General features: G+C 66.6%; 10 protein-coding genes, 1 tRNA gene and 1 other RNA gene. 8 read left to right on the forward strand and 4 right to left on the reverse strand.

Annotation, left to right across the window (positions count from 1 at the left end):
* Positions 1 to 356 precede the first annotated feature (356 nt).
* Complete coding sequence (locus R1H25_RS08530) at positions 357 to 761, forward strand: DUF6165 family protein (protein ID WP_317223354.1); 405 nt, start codon at positions 357 to 359, stop codon at positions 759 to 761.
* A 48-nt stretch (positions 762 to 809) separates the two neighbouring features.
* Here the strand turns inward: R1H25_RS08530 and R1H25_RS08535 are convergent, their stop codons facing one another.
* Positions 810 to 1,856 carry a glycosyltransferase family 9 protein gene (locus R1H25_RS08535; RefSeq protein ID WP_317223355.1) on the reverse strand — a complete coding sequence of 349 codons (1,047 nt, stop codon included), beginning with the start codon at positions 1,854 to 1,856 and terminating at the stop codon, positions 810 to 812.
* 20 nt (positions 1,857 to 1,876) lie between these two features.
* On the opposite strand from R1H25_RS08535, the gene R1H25_RS08540 reads away from it, so the two are divergent.
* From R1H25_RS08540 to R1H25_RS08550, 3 genes are read left to right on the forward strand one after another with little or no spacing between them, the layout of a single operon-like run.
* Positions 1,877 to 2,626: a 3-deoxy-D-manno-octulosonic acid kinase gene (locus tag R1H25_RS08540; protein ID WP_049444045.1), complete on the forward strand. Its 750-nt coding sequence runs from the start codon at positions 1,877 to 1,879 to the stop codon at positions 2,624 to 2,626.
* On the forward strand, positions 2,626 to 3,393 hold the full coding sequence (locus tag R1H25_RS08545) for an MBL fold metallo-hydrolase (protein WP_317223356.1): 768 nt from the start codon (positions 2,626 to 2,628) through the stop codon (positions 3,391 to 3,393). Before R1H25_RS08540 ends, R1H25_RS08545 begins: the two co-directional genes overlap by 1 nt.
* Positions 3,390 to 3,779 carry a DUF4440 domain-containing protein gene (locus R1H25_RS08550; protein ID WP_049444049.1) on the forward strand — a complete coding sequence of 130 codons (390 nt, stop codon included), beginning with the start codon at positions 3,390 to 3,392 and terminating at the stop codon, positions 3,777 to 3,779. Before R1H25_RS08545 ends, R1H25_RS08550 begins: the two co-directional genes overlap by 4 nt.
* A 79-nt stretch (positions 3,780 to 3,858) precedes the next feature.
* Here the strand turns inward: R1H25_RS08550 and ffs are convergent.
* Positions 3,859 to 3,955: signal recognition particle sRNA small type (gene ffs, locus R1H25_RS08555), an RNA gene on the reverse strand.
* Positions 3,956 to 4,255: 300 nt separating this feature from the next.
* On the opposite strand from ffs, the gene sugE reads away from it, so the two are divergent.
* Together sugE and R1H25_RS08565 are read left to right on the forward strand one after the other, a co-directional pair.
* Entirely contained in the window at positions 4,256 to 4,573 is a 318-nt protein-coding gene (sugE, locus tag R1H25_RS08560; RefSeq protein ID WP_049444051.1) for a quaternary ammonium compound efflux SMR transporter SugE, read from the forward strand.
* A gap of 359 nt (positions 4,574 to 4,932) precedes the next feature.
* Positions 4,933 to 15,822: an autotransporter-associated beta strand repeat-containing protein gene (locus R1H25_RS08565; protein WP_317223357.1), complete on the forward strand. Its 10,890-nt coding sequence runs from the start codon at positions 4,933 to 4,935 to the stop codon at positions 15,820 to 15,822.
* 54 nt (positions 15,823 to 15,876) lie between these two features.
* Here the strand turns inward: R1H25_RS08565 and R1H25_RS08570 are convergent, their stop codons facing one another.
* Positions 15,877 to 16,320 (reverse strand): GNAT family N-acetyltransferase, encoded by a 444-nt coding sequence (locus R1H25_RS08570; RefSeq protein ID WP_317223358.1) that lies wholly within the window; start codon positions 16,318 to 16,320, stop codon positions 15,877 to 15,879.
* Positions 16,321 to 16,696: 376 nt separating this feature from the next.
* Here R1H25_RS08570 and R1H25_RS08575 point away from each other — a divergent pair, with 376 nt between their 5' ends.
* The gene (locus R1H25_RS08575; RefSeq protein WP_317223359.1) at positions 16,697 to 17,071 is read left to right on the forward strand and encodes a DUF3592 domain-containing protein; all 375 of its coding nucleotides are present in this window, start codon (positions 16,697 to 16,699) and stop codon (positions 17,069 to 17,071) included.
* 127 nt (positions 17,072 to 17,198) lie between these two features.
* Here the strand turns inward: R1H25_RS08575 and R1H25_RS08580 are convergent.
* Positions 17,199 to 17,291: transfer RNA gene (locus R1H25_RS08580), tRNA-Ser, on the reverse strand.
* Positions 17,292 to 17,435: 144 nt separating this feature from the next.
* Between R1H25_RS08580 and dnaX the strand changes: the two genes are divergently transcribed.
* Entirely contained in the window at positions 17,436 to 19,490 is a 2,055-nt protein-coding gene (gene dnaX, locus R1H25_RS08585) for a DNA polymerase III subunit gamma/tau (protein ID WP_317223403.1), read from the forward strand.
* Positions 19,491 to 19,495 lie beyond the last annotated feature (5 nt).

A 19,495-nucleotide genomic window follows, 5' to 3' on the forward strand; every position in this document is an offset into this window, starting at 1 on the left:
AACAGAGGGGCTTGTTCCTCCAGATGCATCCGTAGATCCACGTCATGCGTGGATGGACAGCGCGAGTTGAGCTGTAGTGACCATGTCCTGATCTGGCGCGGGACGCGACGCGCTTTGTGCGTCGCCCCAAACGTTGCCGTGCAACGTTCGGGCCCCTCCCTTTGCCGGCCTCTCCCCGCCCCTGTCGGGGCAGCCCCTCAACAGAGGGGCTTGTTCCTCCAGATGCATCCGTAGATCCACGTCATGCGTGGATGCTGTTCCTGCCGAGCTGGACCATCCACGTATGGCGTGGATGTACCCATTTCATCGCGAGCTGCGGGTTAAACTGCCTGCATCACCTGCTGGAGCTTTTTCCCATGACCGCTGAAATCCTCGTCCCCGTTTCATTCGGCGAGCTGCTGGACAAGATCTCGATCCTGCAGATCAAGTCCGAGCGCATCAGCGACGAGGGCAAGCTGGCCAATGTGCGCAAGGAGCTGTCGGTGCTGGAGCAGACCTGGATGGCGCACCCGGCGGCGGTGAAAGACATCGCCAAGCTGCGTGCCGAGCTGAAAGCGGTCAACGAGCAGCTGTGGGACATCGAGGACGACATCCGGCTGAAGGAGAAGGCGCAGGCGTTCGACCAGGGTTTCATCGACCTGGCGCGCAGCGTCTACCTGCGCAACGACGAACGCGCGCGCATCAAGAAGGCTATCAACCTGGCGCTGGGTTCGGCGTACGTGGAAGAAAAGTCCTACCAGGATTACGCGCAGCGCGCGTAATCCCGGCCAAAGAGTGGATCCACACCATGCGTGGATGGGGCCTGCCGCTCACCCCAGGTGGTCGGCGACGTAGCGTTCGAACGCGGCGATACCGTCGTCGACGGTGATCAGTTCCATCACATCGTCGAACTCGATCTTGGTGCCCCACTTCAGATCCGCGGCCTGCTTGGCCAGGTACTTGCGCGCGGCATCATCGTAGCGGTCCACGCAGTAGCGGCGGTCGGAATAGGGGCCGCTGCGGTTCGGATTGCTGGCCGCATGCAGGCCCAGTACCTTGGCGCCCATCGCGTTGGCGATGTGCATCGGGCCCGAGTCCGGAGTCATCACCAGATTGGCGCGGGCCAGCAGCGCCGGCAGCTGCTTCAAGGTGTCCTTGCCGACCAGGTCCAGCGCCGGTGTGTGCAGCTGCGCCTGGATGGCATCGGCCATGCTGCGCTCCAGTTCGCTGCGCCCACCGCACAGCACCACCCGCCAACCGCGCTGTGCGGCATGGTTGGCCACGGCTGCATAGCGGTCTGCATACCAGTTGCGGCGCACGTGGCTGGAACAGGGCGAGATCATCAGTACCGGTCGGCCATCGTCCTGCCATTGCGCGGCGGCCCACTCATACGCGGACTGCGGTACGGCCAGGTCCCAGCTGACCTCGGTCTGGCGCAGGCCAAGGGGTTCACAGAAGCTGCCGATGGCGTCCAGCACGTGGATGCCGGGGCGGTCCGGGATGCGCTCGTTGATGAACAGGCCGTGCAGATCCTTTGATCGGCTGCGGTCGTAGCCGATGCGACGCTCTGCGGGAATGAAGGCCGACAGCAGGTTGGCGCGGAACGCCACCTGCATCTGCAGCAGCGCTTCGAAGCGCCCGGGCGGCAGCTGCCTGCGCAGTTCCTTGACCCCGGCCATGCCGCTTTTCTTGTCGTAGGCATGGAAGGTGATGCCGGGCAGGCCGTCGAGCAGCTTGTGGCCGGCCTTGTCGATGATCCAGTGGATCGGCGTGTCCGGGCGTGCGGCCTGCAGGGTGCGCACGAGGGGCACCACGTGGGTGACATCGCCAAGTGCGGACAAGCGCAGGAGGCACAAGGAGGAGGACGCTGATGCCATGTGTTGTTAGACTCAATGAAATGGTCGCATTCGACGCCAATGAAGCGCTGACGCCATGCCGCGAGGGTCGCGGCATCGGGGCCATTCTGTTCGACCGCGAGCGGCTGCGGCAAGCCGAGATCGGCCTGTTCTCGCCCCAGCACTGGGGCAGCAAGGCCCGGCCGGTGGACGAGGGCGGGCGCGGCAGCGCCTGGTTCGTCGATGCGCCGTTCGGTGCCAGCGTGCTGCGCCATTACCTGCGCGGCGGCATGGCGGCCCGTATCAGCCACGACCAGTACCTCTGGCGTGGCGCGGACCGGACCCGCAGCTTCGCTGAATTCCGCTTGATGCGCGCACTGCGCGAGAAAAAGCTGCCGGTGCCACGGCCGATCGCTGCGTTCTACATGCGCGAGGGCCTTCGCTATCGGGCCGCGATCCTGATGGAGCGGCTCGAGGGCGTGCGCTCGCTGGCCGACCGGGCATTGGTCACCGGCCGGGGCGCCCCCTGGGAGGAGACCGGACGGCTGATCGCCCGTTTCCACCGTGCCGGCCTGGACCATGCCGACCTCAACGCGCACAACATCCTGTTTGATGGCAGTGGCCATGGCTGGCTGATCGACTTCGACCGTGGGGTGATCCGCATCCCGGCCACCGGCTGGCGCGAACGCAATCTCAAGCGCCTGCTGCGCTCGCTGATCAAGCTGCGCGGCGAGCGCAGCATGGAAGACGTACAGAAGGACTACGCGCGGCTGCGCCGCGCCTATGACATGGCCTGGAACCGGGGCACCTGATGGACTGGTCGTTGCGTTTCCTCGGCGTCGGCAATGCGTCGGCGGTCGAGCTGGGATCACCGATGTCGGTGATCGAGCGGGACGGGCGTCCGTGGCTGACCATCGACTGTGGCGGTGAAGGCCTGACCGCGTTCAAGGCGCACTACGGCCACATGCCGCAGGCGTTGTTCGTCACCCATGTGCACCTGGACCACGTGGCGGGCTTTGAGCGGCTGTTCGTCGACACCTTCTTCAATTCCCACCGGCGCGGCAAGGTGCGCCTGTACGTGCCCGCCACGGTGGTGCCGCTGCTGCACAGGCGTATCGGTGACTATCCGAACGTGCTGGCCGAGGGCGGGGCGAACTTCTGGGATGCCTTCCAGCTGGTCGTGGTGGGCGAGGCGTTCTGGCATGAGGGGGTGCGCCTGGAGGTGTTTCCGGTGCGCCACCACTGGCCGGAGACGGCCTATGGCCTGCGCCTGCAGGGCGCGTTGACCTGGAGCGGTGATACCCGGCCGGTTCCGGAGATGCTGGCCCGCTTCGCCAATGACAACGAACTGATCGCGCACGACTGCGGCCTGCACGGCAACCCGTCGCATACCGGCGTGGACGACCTGGAGCGCGAGTACAGCGCGGAACTGCAGGCGCGGATGATGCTCTACCACTATGCGAGCGTGGCCGATGGCCAGGCGCTGGCCGCGCGGGGGCATCGCGTGGCGCAGCCGGGGCAGTGCGTGCCGCTGGCCACCCCCACTGCACCGCACGTGCTGGCGCAGGATCCGCCGTGAGCGGTGCTGGCCAGCACGCCGACGTGGCGCTGGCCGCCGAACTGGAGGCGCTGGAACGCGCGCTGCATGCGCCGCAGGTGCGGGGTGATCGCGAGTCCCTTGCGGCCCTGCTGGACGAGGATTTCAGCGAGATCGGCAGTTCCGGGCAATGCTACGGCCGTGATGCGGCGTTGCAGGAGATCCCGTTGGAGCGCGCGCAGGTGCTGATCGAATCGGAACAGTACGCGGTGTGGTTGTTGGCCGACGGTCTGGCCCAGGTGCGCTACCGCAGCCGCCATCACGTCGATGGGCAGGCGCAGCGCTGGGTGCTGCGCAGCTCGCTGTGGCGCCGGCAGGGGCAACGGTGGCGCATGGTGTTCCATCAGGGCACGCCCGAGGCACCGTAGCACCGGACCATGCCCGGCAAGGGGCGCCAACCAAGCTTGGTATCTATCAGAGGCGGGGCGTCGCCGCAAAAAGGCGATGGCCCCGCCGGCTGACCTCGGCGCCCGCGTCGATCGATACCGTTGCTGCCTTCCGGCCCTGGCGGGATTTTCGACCTAGCGTCGCGAGGGGCCGACGGGGCCACCATAGAGACGTTGGCCGCCCAGCAGGCGGCCGGTTCACGGATCAGGGGAAGCAGCGCGCGATGCGCCGGAGACCACAGCCGGACTGCACATCGGCTGGCCGATGGCAGACCGCAACTATAGCGCAGGCAGGTACATCGGCGCCAGCTTCACGCACTGAATCGGCTGTAACCCGTTCCCGGCAACGGCGGCCGGGGCTGGCCGCCGTTGCTAGAATGCCGGCCAGGAGGAACGACCTCCCCCGCATCGGGAATCAATGACCAGGACGGCCTGGCCCTACCAAGAGGAGGGCCGTCATGGCCTGGATCTATCTGTTGTTTGCCGGCCTGCTGGAAATCGTCTGGGCCGTGTCCATGAAGCAGTCCGAAGGCTTCACCAGGCTTACCCCCACCGTGGTCACGATCATCGGCATGATCGCCAGCTTCTGGCTGCTGGCGGTGGCCATGCGCAGCCTGCCGTTGGGCACTGCCTACACGATCTGGACCGGCATCGGCGCGGTCGGCGCGTTCGTGGTCGGCATCGTGTTTCTGGGTGAGCAGGTCAGCCCGATGCGGATCGGGGCCGCGGCGCTGATCGTTTCCGGCCTGGTGCTGATGAAACTCTCCAGTAGCTGAATTTATTTACTCATGGCGGGGAATGGATTCTCCGCCGCATGCAGCGATATGCATTTTCGGCAAAACTATTTTGTCCGCCCGTTTTATTTGACGCACGTCATAAAAATAGCGAGCGTGATTCACATGCCGCTGGCGCTGTCGGTCGCACAGTGCCGCCATTCGTCGGGCGAAATCGGGGAGTTTTCGCCTTGAGGGACACGCTGTCGTACCTGTCCCCGGGTGTGATCGCGTGAAGATGTGAAGATTTTCAGGAGTTAATGCCTTCAAACCTTGTTCCCGTATTGGGAGCCGGGGTGGGTCGCATTGTCTCCAAAAAAACTGCCAGCTGTGCCATCCGGTCTTTTCATGGAGATTTACCGATGAACCGCATTTACCGTCTGGTTTTCAATCGTGCCCTTGGGGTAATGCAGGTTGCTTCGGAGGTCGCCCAGAATCCTGGCGGAAGTGCGGTCTGCACGGCACGGATGCCGCGATTGCGGGCGCACCAGTTGACGGTTGCGCTGGCGGCCACACTGGCCAGTGGCTCGGCATTCGCAGCGTGCACAGGCACCACCACCGTCGACTGCGACGGTACCACCAACATCAACAACTACTCCAACGCGACCAACGGCCTCACGCTGAACATCGCCTCGGGTGCGTTGCTGCGTACGCCACCGATCGTAGGTGGCGGCAACGCAGCAACGCTGACCGGCGACAACGTGACGGTCAACAACAATGGCACGATCGATCCAAGCTCGATCATCCTCGCCTCTCCCGGCCTGGTCATCGGCAATGGTTCTGCCAACAACAGCGCGATCGTCGTCAACAACAACGCCAGCGGACAGATCAAGGGTGTCGTCAACATCGCAACGCTGCTGGGCTTTGGTGGACAGGCGCTGGTGGCACAGAATGTCAACGGCACCACCACCATCAACAACGCTGGCCTGATCAGCACGTCATTGATCGGTGCAGGTAGCGTTTCCGACGCGACCACGGTGGTGACCTATGGTGGCGCGGCAGCCAACGTGACCAACACAGGCACCATCGACGGGCGCGTCGGCCTGGGTGCTTCTGGAGGCAACGCGTTCCTCAATGCGGGGGCGGTCAGCGGCAGCGTTCACCTGGGTGATTCAACCGGCGGAAATACCTTCACCGCAGTGTCCGGTTCCAGCGTTGTGGCCGGCGGCGGCACCGCCCTTGCCGGTGTGATTACCGGTGTTACCGGGGTGAAGGTTGCGGCTGCGGGATCGGTCGATGCCGGTATCGGCAGCGGTGCCACCAACAACACACTGGTGCTGCAGAACAGCGCTTCCGGTACGGGATCCGGCACCGGTGGAGCGGTGACAACGCTGGGGTGGAACCAGTACCTCAACTTCCGGAAGCTGACCGTCAACAGTGGTACCTGGAACCTGCAGGGCGCATGGACCGGAACCGGACCCACGACACTCAATGACGGTCTGGTCAATTTCAACAATGCCGGTTCCTTCGGCACGGGGCTGTTCACGGCCAACGGCGGCGCCATTGCCGCCTCCACGGCGGGCCTGAGCCTGACCAACGCCTTCAACCTTGGCGGCAACCTTTCCCTCGGCGGGACCAATGCGTTCGGGCTGGGGGGCGTCCTTTCGGGCGTCGGTGGGCTGACGGTCAACAACACCGGCATCGTCACTCTCGGCGGTGCCAACCTGTTCTCGGGCGGGGTCAATCTCAATGCCGGTGGCCTGTTGCTGGGCAATGCGGGGGCTCTCGGCTCCGGCGCCCTCACCGTGGGTGGCACGGCGTCGCTGGACACCACCGCCGCGTTCAACCTGAGCAACAACCTGATCGTCAGCGGGGGCGGCACGCTCAACCTGCTCGGCAACAACAGCCTTGGCCTCAACGGTTCCATCTCCGGCGCCGGCAACCTGGTCAAGGCCGGTCCGGGTACGCTCACCTTGAATGGTGCCAACCTGCTCACGGGCTCCTTCTCGGTCACCGGGGGGGCGCTGGCATTGGGCGCCGGTGGCAGCCTGTCGCCGACGGGCGCGATCTCGGTGGGCGCAGGCACCAACCTGGATCTTTCGCTTGCCACCAACCAGACCATTGGTTCGCTTGCCGGCGCCGGTACGCTCAACCTCGGCGCGCGCAGCCTCACGCTGGGTGGCCTGAACACCAGCACCAGCTTCTCCGGCGTCATCGGCGGTGTCGGTGGCGCGCTCGTCAAGGTCGGTACGGGTACCCAGACCCTGTCTGGTGCCAATACCTTCACCGGTGGCGTCGCGCTCAACGGCGGTGGGCTGCTGCTGGGCAATGCAGGCGCGCTGGGCACCGGCGCACTCAGTGTCGGCGGCAACGTCACCCTCGATGGCACGGGGGCGCTCGCTCTCGCCAACGCGGTCAATCTGGGCGCGGGCAGCATCCTCAATCTGTCCGGAAACCAGGCGCTGACCTTCAACGGCGCGATCGGTGGTACCGGCGGCCTGGTCAAGAACGGCGCGGCCACCCTGACCCTCAACAACGCCAACACGTTTGGTGGAGGGCTGTCGCTCACCGCCGGTGGGCTGATGCTCGGCAACGGCGGCGCGTTGGGAACCGGCGCATTGAACGTCGGTGGTGCAGTGACGCTTGATGCCAGCTCGGCATTGACCGTGGGCAATGGCATCAACCTGGGGTTGGGTGGTTCGCTCAATGTGCTGGGGGGCAACGCGCTGACGCTGGGCGGCGTGATCGGTGGTACCGGCAGCCTGGTCAAGAACGGTGCCTCCACGCTGACGCTGGGCGGGGCCAACGCGTTCACCGGCGGCCTGAACGTGAACGCAGGCAAGGTGGCGCTGGCCAGTGGCGGCAGCCTGGCGGCAACCGGGGCGGTGAGTCTGGCCGGCGCGGGCGCCGACCTCGACATCTCGCTGGGCGGCAACCAGACCATCGGTGCGCTGTCCGGCGTCGTCGGCAGCACGGTGACATTGGGCAGCAGTACGCTCACCTTCGGTGATGCCACCAACCAGACCTTCGGCGGTGTGATCGGCGGCACCGGCGGCCTGGTCAAGCAGGGCACCGGCGTGCAGACGCTGACCGGCGCCAATACCTTCAGCGGTGGAGTGAATCTTGCGGCCGGTGGCCTGGTGCTGGGCAACGCCGGTGCGCTGGGAAGCGGTGCGCTGACGGTCAGTGGCAACGGTTCGCTGGATACCACTGCTGCGCTCAACCTGGGCAATGCGATCAACCTCGGTGCAGCGCTGACCCTGCCGGGCAGCCAGAACCTGACCCTGGGTGGCAACATCACCGGTACCGGCAGCCTGGTCAAGAACGGCGCATCCACACTGACCTTGAACGGTACCAACACCTTCAGCGGTGGACTGAACGCAAACGCCGGCGGTCTGCTGCTGGGCAACAGTGGAGCGCTGGGTACGGGGGCGCTGAGCGTCGGCGGGATTGTTTCGCTGGACGGCAGTGGCCCGCTGAACCTGGCCAATGATGTCGTGCTCGGCGGCGGTGCCTTGCTGACACTGCCGGGCACGCAGGCCATCACCCTGGGCGGCGTGGTGTCCGGCGCGGGTGGCCTGGTGAAGAACGGCGCCACCACCTTGACCCTCAATGGCGGCAATACCTTCGGTGGCGGGCTGACCGTCAACGGCGGCGGCGTGCTGCTGGGCAACGCCGGCGCGCTGGGCACCGGTGCATTGTCGGTGGGGGCCAACACCACGCTGGACAGTTCGGTGGCGCTGAACCTGGCCAACAGCGTGAACCTCGGGACCAGTGCCGTACTGAACCTGCTGGGCAGCCAGAACGTGTCGCTGGATGGGGTCATCAGCGGCACTGGCGGCCTGGTCAAGAACGGCGCGGCGACACTGGCATTGAATGGGCCCAACACCTTCAGCGGAGGTGTCGGCCTCAACGCAGGCGTACTGCAGCTGGGCAATGCGCAGGCGCTGGGTACCGGGCAGCTGGATGTGGGTGGCAACGCTTCGCTGGATGCAGCATCGGCGCTTACCGTAGGCAACAACATCGGCCTCGCTGCCGGTGCCAACCTCTCCGTGCTGGGCAGCAATGACCTGACGCTGACCGGTCCGGTATTCGGTGCGGGTGGGTTGATCAAGGACGGCCCAGCGCGCCTCACGCTGTCCGGCGCCAACACCTTCGGCGGTGGTACCACCGTCAACGCCGGCACGCTGGCGCTGGGAGCCGGCGGTAGCCTTGCCGCGGCCGGTGCGGTGGATCTTGCTGGCGCCGGTGCGACGCTGGACATCTCCGCAGCCGCCACGGCGCAGACCATCGGCGCGCTCAACGGCGTCGCAGGCAGCCAGCTGGCGCTGGGCGCGCAGTCACTGACCTTTGGCGGCGCCAGCAACGGCGGCTTTGCCGGTGTGATCGGAGGCACCGGCGGTTTGGTCAAGACCGGCACGGGCGTGCAGACGCTGTCCGGTGCAAACACCTTCAGTGGCGGCCTTGCGCTCAATGCGGGTGGCCTGATTCTCGGCAACACCAGCGCGCTTGGTACGGGTGCGCTGGCCATCGGCGGAACCACCACGCTCGACAGCACCGTGGCGCTGAACCTGGCCAACGCGGTGAACTTCGGTGCCGGCACCCAGCTTACCCTGGGCGGGACCAATGACGTTGCGTTCGGAGGCGTGCTGAGCGGCAACGGCAGCCTGGTCAAGAACGGCACCGGCCTGCTGACGCTCAACAACACCAATACGTTTGGTGGCGGCCTGACCTTGAACGGTGGTGGCCTGGTGGTCGGTGCGGATGGTGCGTTTGGTACCGGCGCGCTGGCGGTGAATGCCAGTACCACGCTGGATGCGGGCGCGGCGGTGACGCTCGGCAATGCGGTCACGCTGGGCTCGGGCGTTGCACTGACGTTGCCGGGCAGCAATGCGTTGACGCTGTCGGGTGTGGTCGGAGGCAACGGCAGCCTGATCAAGAACGGCGCTACCACGCTGACCCTGTCCGGTGCCAACACCTACACCGGTGGTACCGCCATCAATGCCGGCACGCTGGCGCTGGGCACGGGCGGCAGCCTGGCTGCGGCGGGTGACGTCACGCTGGGCGCAGGCGCTGGCTTCGATATCTCCGGCGCCGGCAGCAACCAGACCATCGGTGCACTCAACGGAGCGGGTGGAAGCACGCTGACGCTGGGCGGCAATTCGTTGACCTTCGGTACCGCCGGCAACGCCGCGTTCGATGGCGTGATCAGCGGCGGTGGCGGTCTGGTCAAGGTGGGTGCGGGCGTACAGACATTGTCCGGCGCCAACACCTTTGCCGGCGGTGTGACACTGAATGCAGGTGGACTGGTACTCGGCAATGACGCAGCGCTGGGCTCCGGTGCGTTGACGGTCGGCGGTGTCGCCACACTGGATACCACCGGCCTGGCAACGCTGGCCAACAACATCGCGCTCAACGCCGGGCTGACCGTAATCGGGACCAATGCACTGACGCTCAACGGCGTCCTTTCCGGTACCGGCAGCCTCACCAAGAATGGCAGCGCAACGCTGACCTTGAATGGCATCAATACCTATACCGGTGGCACCAACATCAACGCCGGCACGCTGGCGCTGGGGGCCGGTGCCAGCCTGTCGGCGAGCGGTACCGTGAACCTCGCCACCGGTGCCACGCTGGATCTCTCTGCCGGCAGTGGCACGCAGCAGTTCGGAACCCTGATCGGCAACGGTACGGTGAATCTCGGCGCCAACTCGATCGAGGTCGGCGGTGCCACCGATGGCACCTTCAGTGGCTCGATCGCAGGGACCGGTGGCCTGACCAAGGTCGGTGCCGGCATCGAGACGCTGACCGGTGCCAACACCTATACCGGCGGCACTTTCATCAATGCCGGTACGCTGGCGATCGGCCCCGGCGGCAGTCTGGCCGCGACCGGTGCGGTGACGCTCAATGCGGCAGGCACAGGCTTCGATATCTCCACTGCCGGCGCCAACCAGACCATCGGGGCGTTGAACGGGGTGGCGGGCTCGACGGTGAGCCTTGGGGCGCAGACGCTGACCCTGGGCGGCGTTGGCAACAGCACTTTCGATGGCGCGATCTCCGGCACCGGCGGCCTGGTCAAGAATGGCGTCGGCATCCTCACGCTCGGCGGGGCCAACCTGTTCAACGGCGGCGTGGCATTGAACGGCGGTGGGCTGGTGGTCGGCAACAACGCGGCGCTGGGTAGCGGCGTGTTGAACGTCGGTGCCGACGCGACGCTGGACAGCAGCCTGGCGGTGACGCTTGGCAATGCCGTCAACCTCACTGCTGGTGCCAACCTCAACCTGCTCGGCAGCAACGCGCTCACGCTGGGTGGCGTCATCAGTGGTGGCGGTGGCTTGATCAAGAATGGTGCGGCCACGGTGACCCTGACCGGTGCCAACACCTACACCGGCGGTACCACCATCAACAGCGGCACGCTGGCCATCGGTGCCGGCGGCAGCCTGGCTTCCACCGGCGCAGTGAATCTTGCCGGTGCCGGCACGTTCGACATTTCGGCGGGCAACCAGGCCATCGGTTCGCTGGCTGGCGTCGCCGGCAGTACGGTGGCGCTGGGCGGCAGCACGCTGACCCTGGGCGGTGCCGTTGACAGCACCTTCAACGGTGCGATCAGTGGCAATGGCGGCCTGGTCAAGAACGGCGCGGGCGTGCAGACGCTCAACGGCGCCAGCACCTTCAGCGGCGGCGTCGCACTCAACGCCGGTGGCCTGGTGGTCGGCAACAACGACGCGCTCGGTACCGGTGCGGTGACCGTGGGCGGCAACGCCACACTGGATTCGAACACCGCGATCACGCTTGCCAACAACTTCACGCTCAATGCCGGACTGACTGTGCTGGGCAGCAACAACCTCACCCTCAACGGCATCCTCAGTGGTACCGGCTCACTGACCAAGGAGGGTGCCGCGACGCTGACCTTGAATGGTGCCAACACCTATACCGGCGGTACCTTCATCAACGCTGGCACCCTGGCGCTGGGTGCTGGCGCCAGCCTGGCCTCCACGGGCACCGTCAACCTGGCCACGGGCGCGACCTTCGATCTGTCAGCGGGCAGCGGCACGCAGCAGTTCGGTACCCTGATCGGCAGCGGTACGGTGAACCTGGGCGCCAACACATTGACGATCGGAGGCCCTACCGATGGCACCTTCAGTGGTTCGGTGGCCGGCTCCGGTGGCCTGATCAAGGAAGGTTCGGGCACCCAGACGTTGACCGGCACCAACACCTTCACCGGTGGCACCACCATCAACGCCGGCACGCTGGCGATCGGTGCCGGCGGCAGCCTGGCTGCCACGGGTGCGGTGAACCTGGCCAATGCCGGCACCGCCTTTGACATCAGCGCGGGTGGTGCGCAGGCGATCGGTTCGCTGGCAGGCGTGGCGGGTTCGACAGTGGCGCTGGGCGGCAGCACGCTGACCCTCAATGGCGTGGGCAATACCACGTTCGCCGGCACCATCGGAGGGGCCGGTGGCCTGGTAAAGAACGGCGCAGGCATCCAGGGCTTGACGGGCGTCAACGTCTTCACCGGCGGCGTGACCCTCAATGCCGGTGGCCTGCTGCTGGGCAACGACGGTTCGCTGGGCACCGGCGCGCTGACCGTAGGCGGCAACGCCAGCCTGGACGGCACCGGCGCGCTGACACTGGCCAACACCGTGCAGCTGGCCGGCGGCACGCTGACCCTGGCCGGCAGTAATGCGCTGACCTTGAATGGCCCGATCAGCGGTGCCGGTGGCCTGCTGAAGGATGGCGCGGCGACGGTGACCCTGGGCGGTGCCAGCAGCTATACCGGCACCACCACCATCAACAGCGGCACGCTGGCGGTAGCAGCCGGCGGCAGCCTGTCCGGTGCCAGCACGGTGAACCTGGCCGGTGCTGGCACGCTGGATATCAGCGCCGGTGGCAACCAGAGCATCGGCGGCCTGGCCGGTGTGGCCGGCAGCACGGTGGCGCTGGGAGGTGCAACGCTGACTACTGGCGGCAACAACGCCAGCACTTTGTTCGCTGGCGTCCTCAGTGGCACCGGCGGCCTGGTGCAGGGAGGTACCGGTACGCTGACCCTGAGCGGCGACAACACCTACACCGGCGGTACCACCATCAACGGTGGCAGCACCCTGCAGATCGGCAACGGTGGCAGCACCGGTTCGGTGCTGGGCGACATCACCAACAACGGCAGCCTGGTCTACAACCTCGGCACCACGGCAACCGTGGGTGCGGTGGTCAGTGGCAATGGCGGTCTGACCCAGGCCGGCAGCGGCACGCTGGTGCTGACCGGCAACAACACCTACACCGGCGGTACCACCATCAATGCCGGTGGCACGTTGCAGATCGGCAACGGCGGTGCGACCGGTGCGATCGTCGGCGACATCACCAACAACGGTGCGCTGGTGTCCAACGTGGCAGGCAACACCACGCTGGGCGGCACCATCAGCGGCAGTGGCGGCCTGACCCAGGCCGGTGCCGGCACGCTGACCCTGACCGGCAACAACACCTATACCGGCGGTACCACCATCAATGCCGGTGGCACCCTGCAGGTGGGCAATGGCGGTGCGACCGGTGCGATCACCGGCAACGTTGCCAACAACGGCAGCCTGGTATTCAACGTGGGCGGCAACACCACGGTCGGTGGCGCGATCAGTGGCAGTGGCGCGCTGACCCAGGCCGGTGCCGGCGTGCTGACCCTGGTCGGCAACAACACCTACACAGGCGGCACCAGTATCAATACCGGCGGCACGCTGCAGGTGGGCAACGGCGGGGCAACCGGCGCCATCGCCGGTGACATCACCAACAATGGTGCGTTGATTTCCAACGTGGCCGGCAACACCGCGCTGGGCGGCACCATCAGTGGAAGTGGCGGCCTGACCCAGGCCGGCAGCGGTACGCTGCTGCTGACTGGCACCAACACCTACACCGGCGGTACCACCATCAACGCCGGCGGCACGCTGCAGCTGGGCAATGGCGGTGCGACGGGGTCGACCGTCGGTGACATCACCAACAACGGTTCGCTGGTGTCCAACGTGGCCGGTAACACCACGCTGGGCGGCACCATCAGCGGCAGCGGCGGCCTGACCCAGGCCGGCAGCGGCACACTGACCGTGACCGGCAACAACACCTACACCGGGCCGACCACGATCAACGCGGGCGGTACCCTGCAGGTGGGCAATGGCGGCGCGACCGGTGCGATCGGTGGCAGCGTCACCAACAACGGCAATCTGGTGTTCAACGTGGCCGGCAATACCACGGTCGGTGGCGCCATCAGCGGCAGCGGTGGCCTGACCCAGGCCGGTAGCGGCACGTTGATCCTGGGCGGCAACAACACCTATACCGGTGGCACCACCATCAACACCGGCGGCACGTTGCAGGTTGGCAATGGCGGCGCTAGCGGTGCGATCGCCGGCAACGTCAGCAACAACGGCAGCCTGGTGTTCAACGTGGGTGGCAACACCACCGTCGCCGGCACCATCAGTGGCAGCGGTGGCCTGACCCAGGCCGGCAACGGCACCATCACGCTGACCGGCAACAACACCTACACCGGCGGCACCACCATCAATGCGGGTGGCACGGTGCAGGTCGGCAACGGCGGCGCCAGCGGCTCGATCACCGGCAACATCACCAACAACGGTGGCCTGGTGATCAACACCGGTGGCACCACCACCCTGGGCGGCTCCATCAGCGGCGGCGGCAGCATCGTGCAGGCCGGTCCGGGCAGCCTGAACCTCGGCGGCAACAGCGGTGGTTTCAGCGGTACCGGCCAGGTCACCGGCGGTGGCCTGAATGTCACCGGCAACATCGGCGGCCAGTGGACCATCGGCAGCGGCACCATGCTGTCCGGCACCGGCACCATTGGGGGCACTGGCGGTGGTGTGACGGTATCCAGCGGTGGTGTGCTGTCGCCGGGGAATGGCCCGGGCAACGGCAGCGGTGCGGGCAATGGCACCGGCACGATCACAGTGGGCGGCAACCTGACCCTGTCGCCGGGCAGCACGCTGGGCATCGATCTGGGCGCTACCGGCAGCGATACGGTACAGGTGGGCGGCAGCGCCAATGTGGGTGGCAGCACCGTAAAGGTGAACACCATCTCGCCGAGCACCAGCTACCAGCAGGGCCAGCAGTACACCGTGATCAATGCGGGTGGTGGCGTGAGCGGGCAGTTCGCCTCGGCGACCACGCCGTCGGCCTTCCTGACCATCACCCCGGTCTATACCGCGAACACGGCCAACCTGCAGATCGACGTGGCGCAGACCGCAGCGTTCACCACGGTGGCCAACACGCGCAACCAGTACAACACGGCCGCGGCGCTGGACAGCCTGCCGCAGAGTGGACCGGCGCTGGGCCTGTACAACACGGTGCTGATGTATGACGCCGGTACCGCGCGTAGCGCATTCGACCAGCTGTCCGGTGAAGTGCATGCGGCCAGCCGCGCGGTGCTGCTGTATGACAACTATCTGGAAGAAGGCATCCGCCAACGTCTCGGCAGCGAACTGCCGACCGTGCGTGGCGAGCGTGCCTCGGCCTGGCTGGCCGGCAGTGGCAAGGTGTTCAAGCAGGATGGCGACGGCAACGGCGACGACATCCGCTCCAACCGCAATGCGCTGATGGCGGGTGTGGACTGGCAGCTGGGGGAACATGTGGTGCTGGGTGCGGCCGCAGGCAACGAGCGGCTGGATACGCGCCTTTACGATCGCAGCTCGAGGGCCCGCCTGCGCGGCAATACGTTCGGCCTGTATGCGCAGGGCCAATGGAACAACGGCTTTGCGGTGGGTGGCAGCGTGTCGCGCGGTGATTACCGCACGCGCACCACGCGTGAAGTGCCGCTGCTGGGGCAGACCCTGTACAGCCGCCAGGATTCGGATGTGACCATCGCGCAGGTGGAGGGCAGCTGGACCTGGACCCATGGCAAGACCCAACTGCAGCCGTATGTGCAGTTCACCAAGCACTGGGTCGACAGCGATCGTGCGGTGGAGCAGGGCGGCACTGCAGCGCTGGTGCTGGAAGGCGGCAAGGACACGCTCAATGTCAGCACCGTGGGCGTGCGCGGCCGTTGGGACGTGGGCAGCGGCGAGCGCTTCCCGGCGCAGCTGACGGTTGGCCTGGGCTGGCAGCATGCATCGGGTGATACCGATGTGGCCAGCCGCAACCGCTTCGCTGTGGGTGGCAATGCCTTCGACGTCTACAGCGCGGTGATGGCACGCAATGCGCTGGTCAGCCAGGTGGGCGTGGCGGTGGGCCTCGGCCGCAACAGCCAGCTGTCGATGTTCGTGCAGGGCCAGCATGGCGATGGCCGCCGCGACGTGGGCGGGCAGATCAACCTGCGCGTGGGCTTCTGAGGAGAGTGGGGCGACGTTGGATCCACGCCTGCGGATCCAGGGCGGGGCGGAGGGCTAGAACCTCCGCTCCATCTCCACGGCATCGATCCCGGCGCCGTGGCCATCGGGCACGATCCGCGTCACCTGGAAGCCCAGGCCGGCATAGAAGCCCTGGGTGTGCTGGCTGGTGCTGAGCGCGATGCGCTTGATCGAGGGATCCGCTGCAGCCTGGCGCAGGCGTGCCAGCGCCAGTTCCCGGCCAAGTCCATGCCGGTGCAGCGCGCGCTGCACCATGCCCCAGCAGAAACCCGCACTGCCGTCGCCGCGTCGCGACAGGCCGCCACAGGCCACGATGCTGCCATCTCGCTCGATGACCTGGAATGCACAGTGCAAGGCCTGTTCTTGCAGAAAGTGCTCAAAGTCGCTGCGCTCTTCGGGCGCGAAGTAGGTGGGCACGTTGCTGTCGAAAATCGACAGGCAGGCGCTGGCATCGGCGGGGCGGTAGAGGCGGAGGTTCATGGAAAATGCCATGGCGTTGCCCGGGCGCAGTGCAACCGTCCAGACGTTGTCCTTCTCAAGTGGGTATCGCACGACGAGGCCGTAGGGGGGCGCCGAAGTGTTCCAAGGTGCGTGGAGCGGAGTCGATCTTCTCACGGATGATTTCGCCCAACTCGAATGACTGTGCGGAACACAGGCGCCTGTACCAGGCGGGTGCGTCAGTGGCGAGGCGCATGCGGCCGCGATGGCGTGCAGCGGGGCGCGGCGGCTTCTGGGCTATGCTTTCGACACGTGGGACTGACCGCGCGGCAGGATCCGCCGGCCCCATTCGTCTTCCTGCCTGCAACGGAGCTGCCGAGCGATGCCCGACCCTTCTCTTTCCCGGACCGCCCAGGTCATGCGCAGTCTGCTGTTTGGCGCGGTGGGGCTGTTGATCCTTGCCGTGGCCGCCTTCGAAGTGACGCATCGCTTTGAGTTCCTGCAGATCGCGCAGGCCGTCGATGGCCAGGTTGAGCGCCTGAACGCGGGCGGATCGCATCCGCAGATCGCGTTCACCCCCGCGACCGGCCAACGCGTCTCTTACCCGCAGGGCGGCATGATCTTCGGCTATGAGCCTGGACAGCCGGTACGCGTGCTGTACGATCCGGCGCAACCGCGCCTGGAGCCGGTCCTGGATACGTTCGGTGCGCTGTGGGGAATGACGGTCGTGTGGATGCTGCTGGGGCTGGCGTTCGTCGGCGTCTGCGTGCGGGGACTGCTCCGGCGCAGGTGACTCGCAGCGGATCGCGCGCCGTCGCCGGGCGGACCGTTGGAGCTGCCCCGGCGGCAGGGCCTGTTCAGTTCGGTAGTACCGCCAGATAAATAAAAAAGCCGCCCATTGGGCGGCTTCTTCATTTATCTGGCGGAGAGAGGGGGATTCGAACCCCCGAAGCGCGGTTTAGACGCTTACACACTTTCCAGGCGTGCTCCTTCAACCACTCGGACACCTCTCCGGATCCCTGCCATCGGCAAACGCCTCAGCAGGGGCGCAGATTCTAGCGGGCCGCGCGGCACTTCACAAGCACCCCGGCCAGGAACCTGCGAAAGCTGTGCCGGAGGCGAGGGGGCTGGACAGGCATGGCACAATGGAACATCCGATGGAAAACGGTGGCCTGATGTCCTATCTCGTCCTTGCCCGCAAGTGGCGTCCGAAGCGTTTTGCCGAGCTGGTGGGCCAGGAACACGTGGTCCGTGCGCTCAGCAATGCGCTGGACAGCGGCCGGGTCCACCACGCGTTCCTGTTCACCGGCACCCGCGGCGTGGGCAAGACCACCATCGCGCGCATCTTCGCCAAGTCGCTCAACTGCGAGCAGGGCACCAGCGCCGACCCGTGCGGCCAGTGCGCGGCCTGCCTGGACATCGACGCCGGCCGCTACATCGATCTGCTGGAAATCGACGCCGCGTCCAACACCGGTGTGGATGACGTGCGTGAAGTGATCGAGAACGCGCAGTACATGCCCTCGCGTGGCAAGTACAAGGTCTACCTGATCGACGAAGTGCACATGCTGTCCAAGGCGGCGTTCAACGCACTGCTGAAGACGCTGGAAGAACCGCCGGAGCATGTGAAATTCCTGCTGGCCACCACCGATCCGCAGAAGCTGCCGGTCACCGTGCTCAGCCGCTGCCTGCAGTTCAACCTCAAACGACTGGATGAGGATCAGATCCAGGGCCAGATGACCCGCATCCTGGCGGCCGAGGAGATCGAAGCCGACGGCAGTGCCATCGTGCAGCTGGCCAAGGCCGCTGACGGTAGCCTGCGCGACGGCCTGTCGCTGCTGGACCAGGCGATTGCCTATGCCGGCGGCGCGCTGCGCGAGGACGTGGTGCGCACCATGCTGGGCACGGTTGATCGCACCCAGGTGGCGGCGATGCTCGATGCGCTGGCTGACGGCGATGGCCCGCGCCTGCTGCAGGTGGTGGCCGCGCTGGCCGAATTCTCGCCGGACTGGAGTGGCGTGCTGGAAGCGCTGGCCGAAGGCCTGCACCGCATCCAGGTGCAGCAGCTGGTACCGGGTGCCGCAGCGGCTGCCGAAGGCCTGGATGCCGCAGCATTCGCCGAACGCCTGCGCCCGGAAGTGGTGCAGCTCTGGTATCAGATGGCCTTGAACGGCCGCCGTGACCTGCCGTTGGCGCCGAGCCCGCGCGCGGGCTTTGAAATGGCCGTGCTGCGCATGCTGGCGTTCCGCCCGGCCGCGGCGGTCCCGCCGGTGCCGAAGTCGGTGGAGGGTGCAGGCAATGTGCCGGGTGGCCATGCTGCCGGTGGTGGCACCGGTGCGGGTACCCACGAAGCGACGCCGGCGGCTGCCGCTGCTTCGGCAAGCCCGGCCGTGGTGGCGCAGGTGGCTGCTCCGGTGCAGGCCGCGCCGCGCGAACCCGACCCTGAGCCTGAGCCGGCCCCGCAACCCGAACCTGACCCGACGCCGGAGCCCGAGCCGGTCCCGGTGGAAGAGCCGGTGTCACCGCCGCCGGTGAAGGCCGAAGCCGCAGCGCCGCCGTCCATTGAAGCAGAAGCGGGCGACGACCTGCCGCCGTGGGCCACCGACGAAGCAGAGGCGCGTGACCAGGCGCTGGCAGCCGAGATGGCTGGGCCGGACGCCGCCATGGTGGCGCCCTGGCATGAACCGCCAGCTCCCGTCGCGGCTCCCAGCGAGCCTGCACCGTCCGAGCGCCCGTTCCGCACCGAAGGCATTGCCATCGCGCCGGCTGAGCCCGCGCCAGTGCAGGAGACCGCGCCGCTGGAAGGTGTCAGCGATCTGGCCAGTGCCGAGGACTGGCTGGATCTGGTCGCCAACAGTGGCCTGAGCGGCCCGTCGCGGCAGCTGGCGGCCAACGCTGCCTTCATCAGTTGCCAGCACGGGACCTTGAAACTGGGCCTTTCGCCCGGATTTGAATACCTGCGCTCGGAGCGCGCGCTGGCCGCCCTGGGCGAGATGCTGGAGAAGGCCCTCGGCCAGGCGCCGAAGATCGTGGTCGAGACAGTGGAAACCGAACACGTTCCGGCCGAGACCCTGCACCAGCGTGCCGATCGCCAGCGTGGCGAGCGGCAGCAGGTGGCAGAGGCTGTTTTCATGGACGACCCGGAAGTGCAGGTGCTGATCCAACAGCACGGTGCCCGGGTTGTTTCCGATTCCATCCGTTCTTTTGACGAGTAAGACAC

Source organism: Stenotrophomonas veracruzanensis (assembly GCF_032911525.1).
Taxonomy (GTDB): Bacteria; Pseudomonadota; Gammaproteobacteria; order Xanthomonadales; family Xanthomonadaceae; genus Stenotrophomonas; species Stenotrophomonas africana.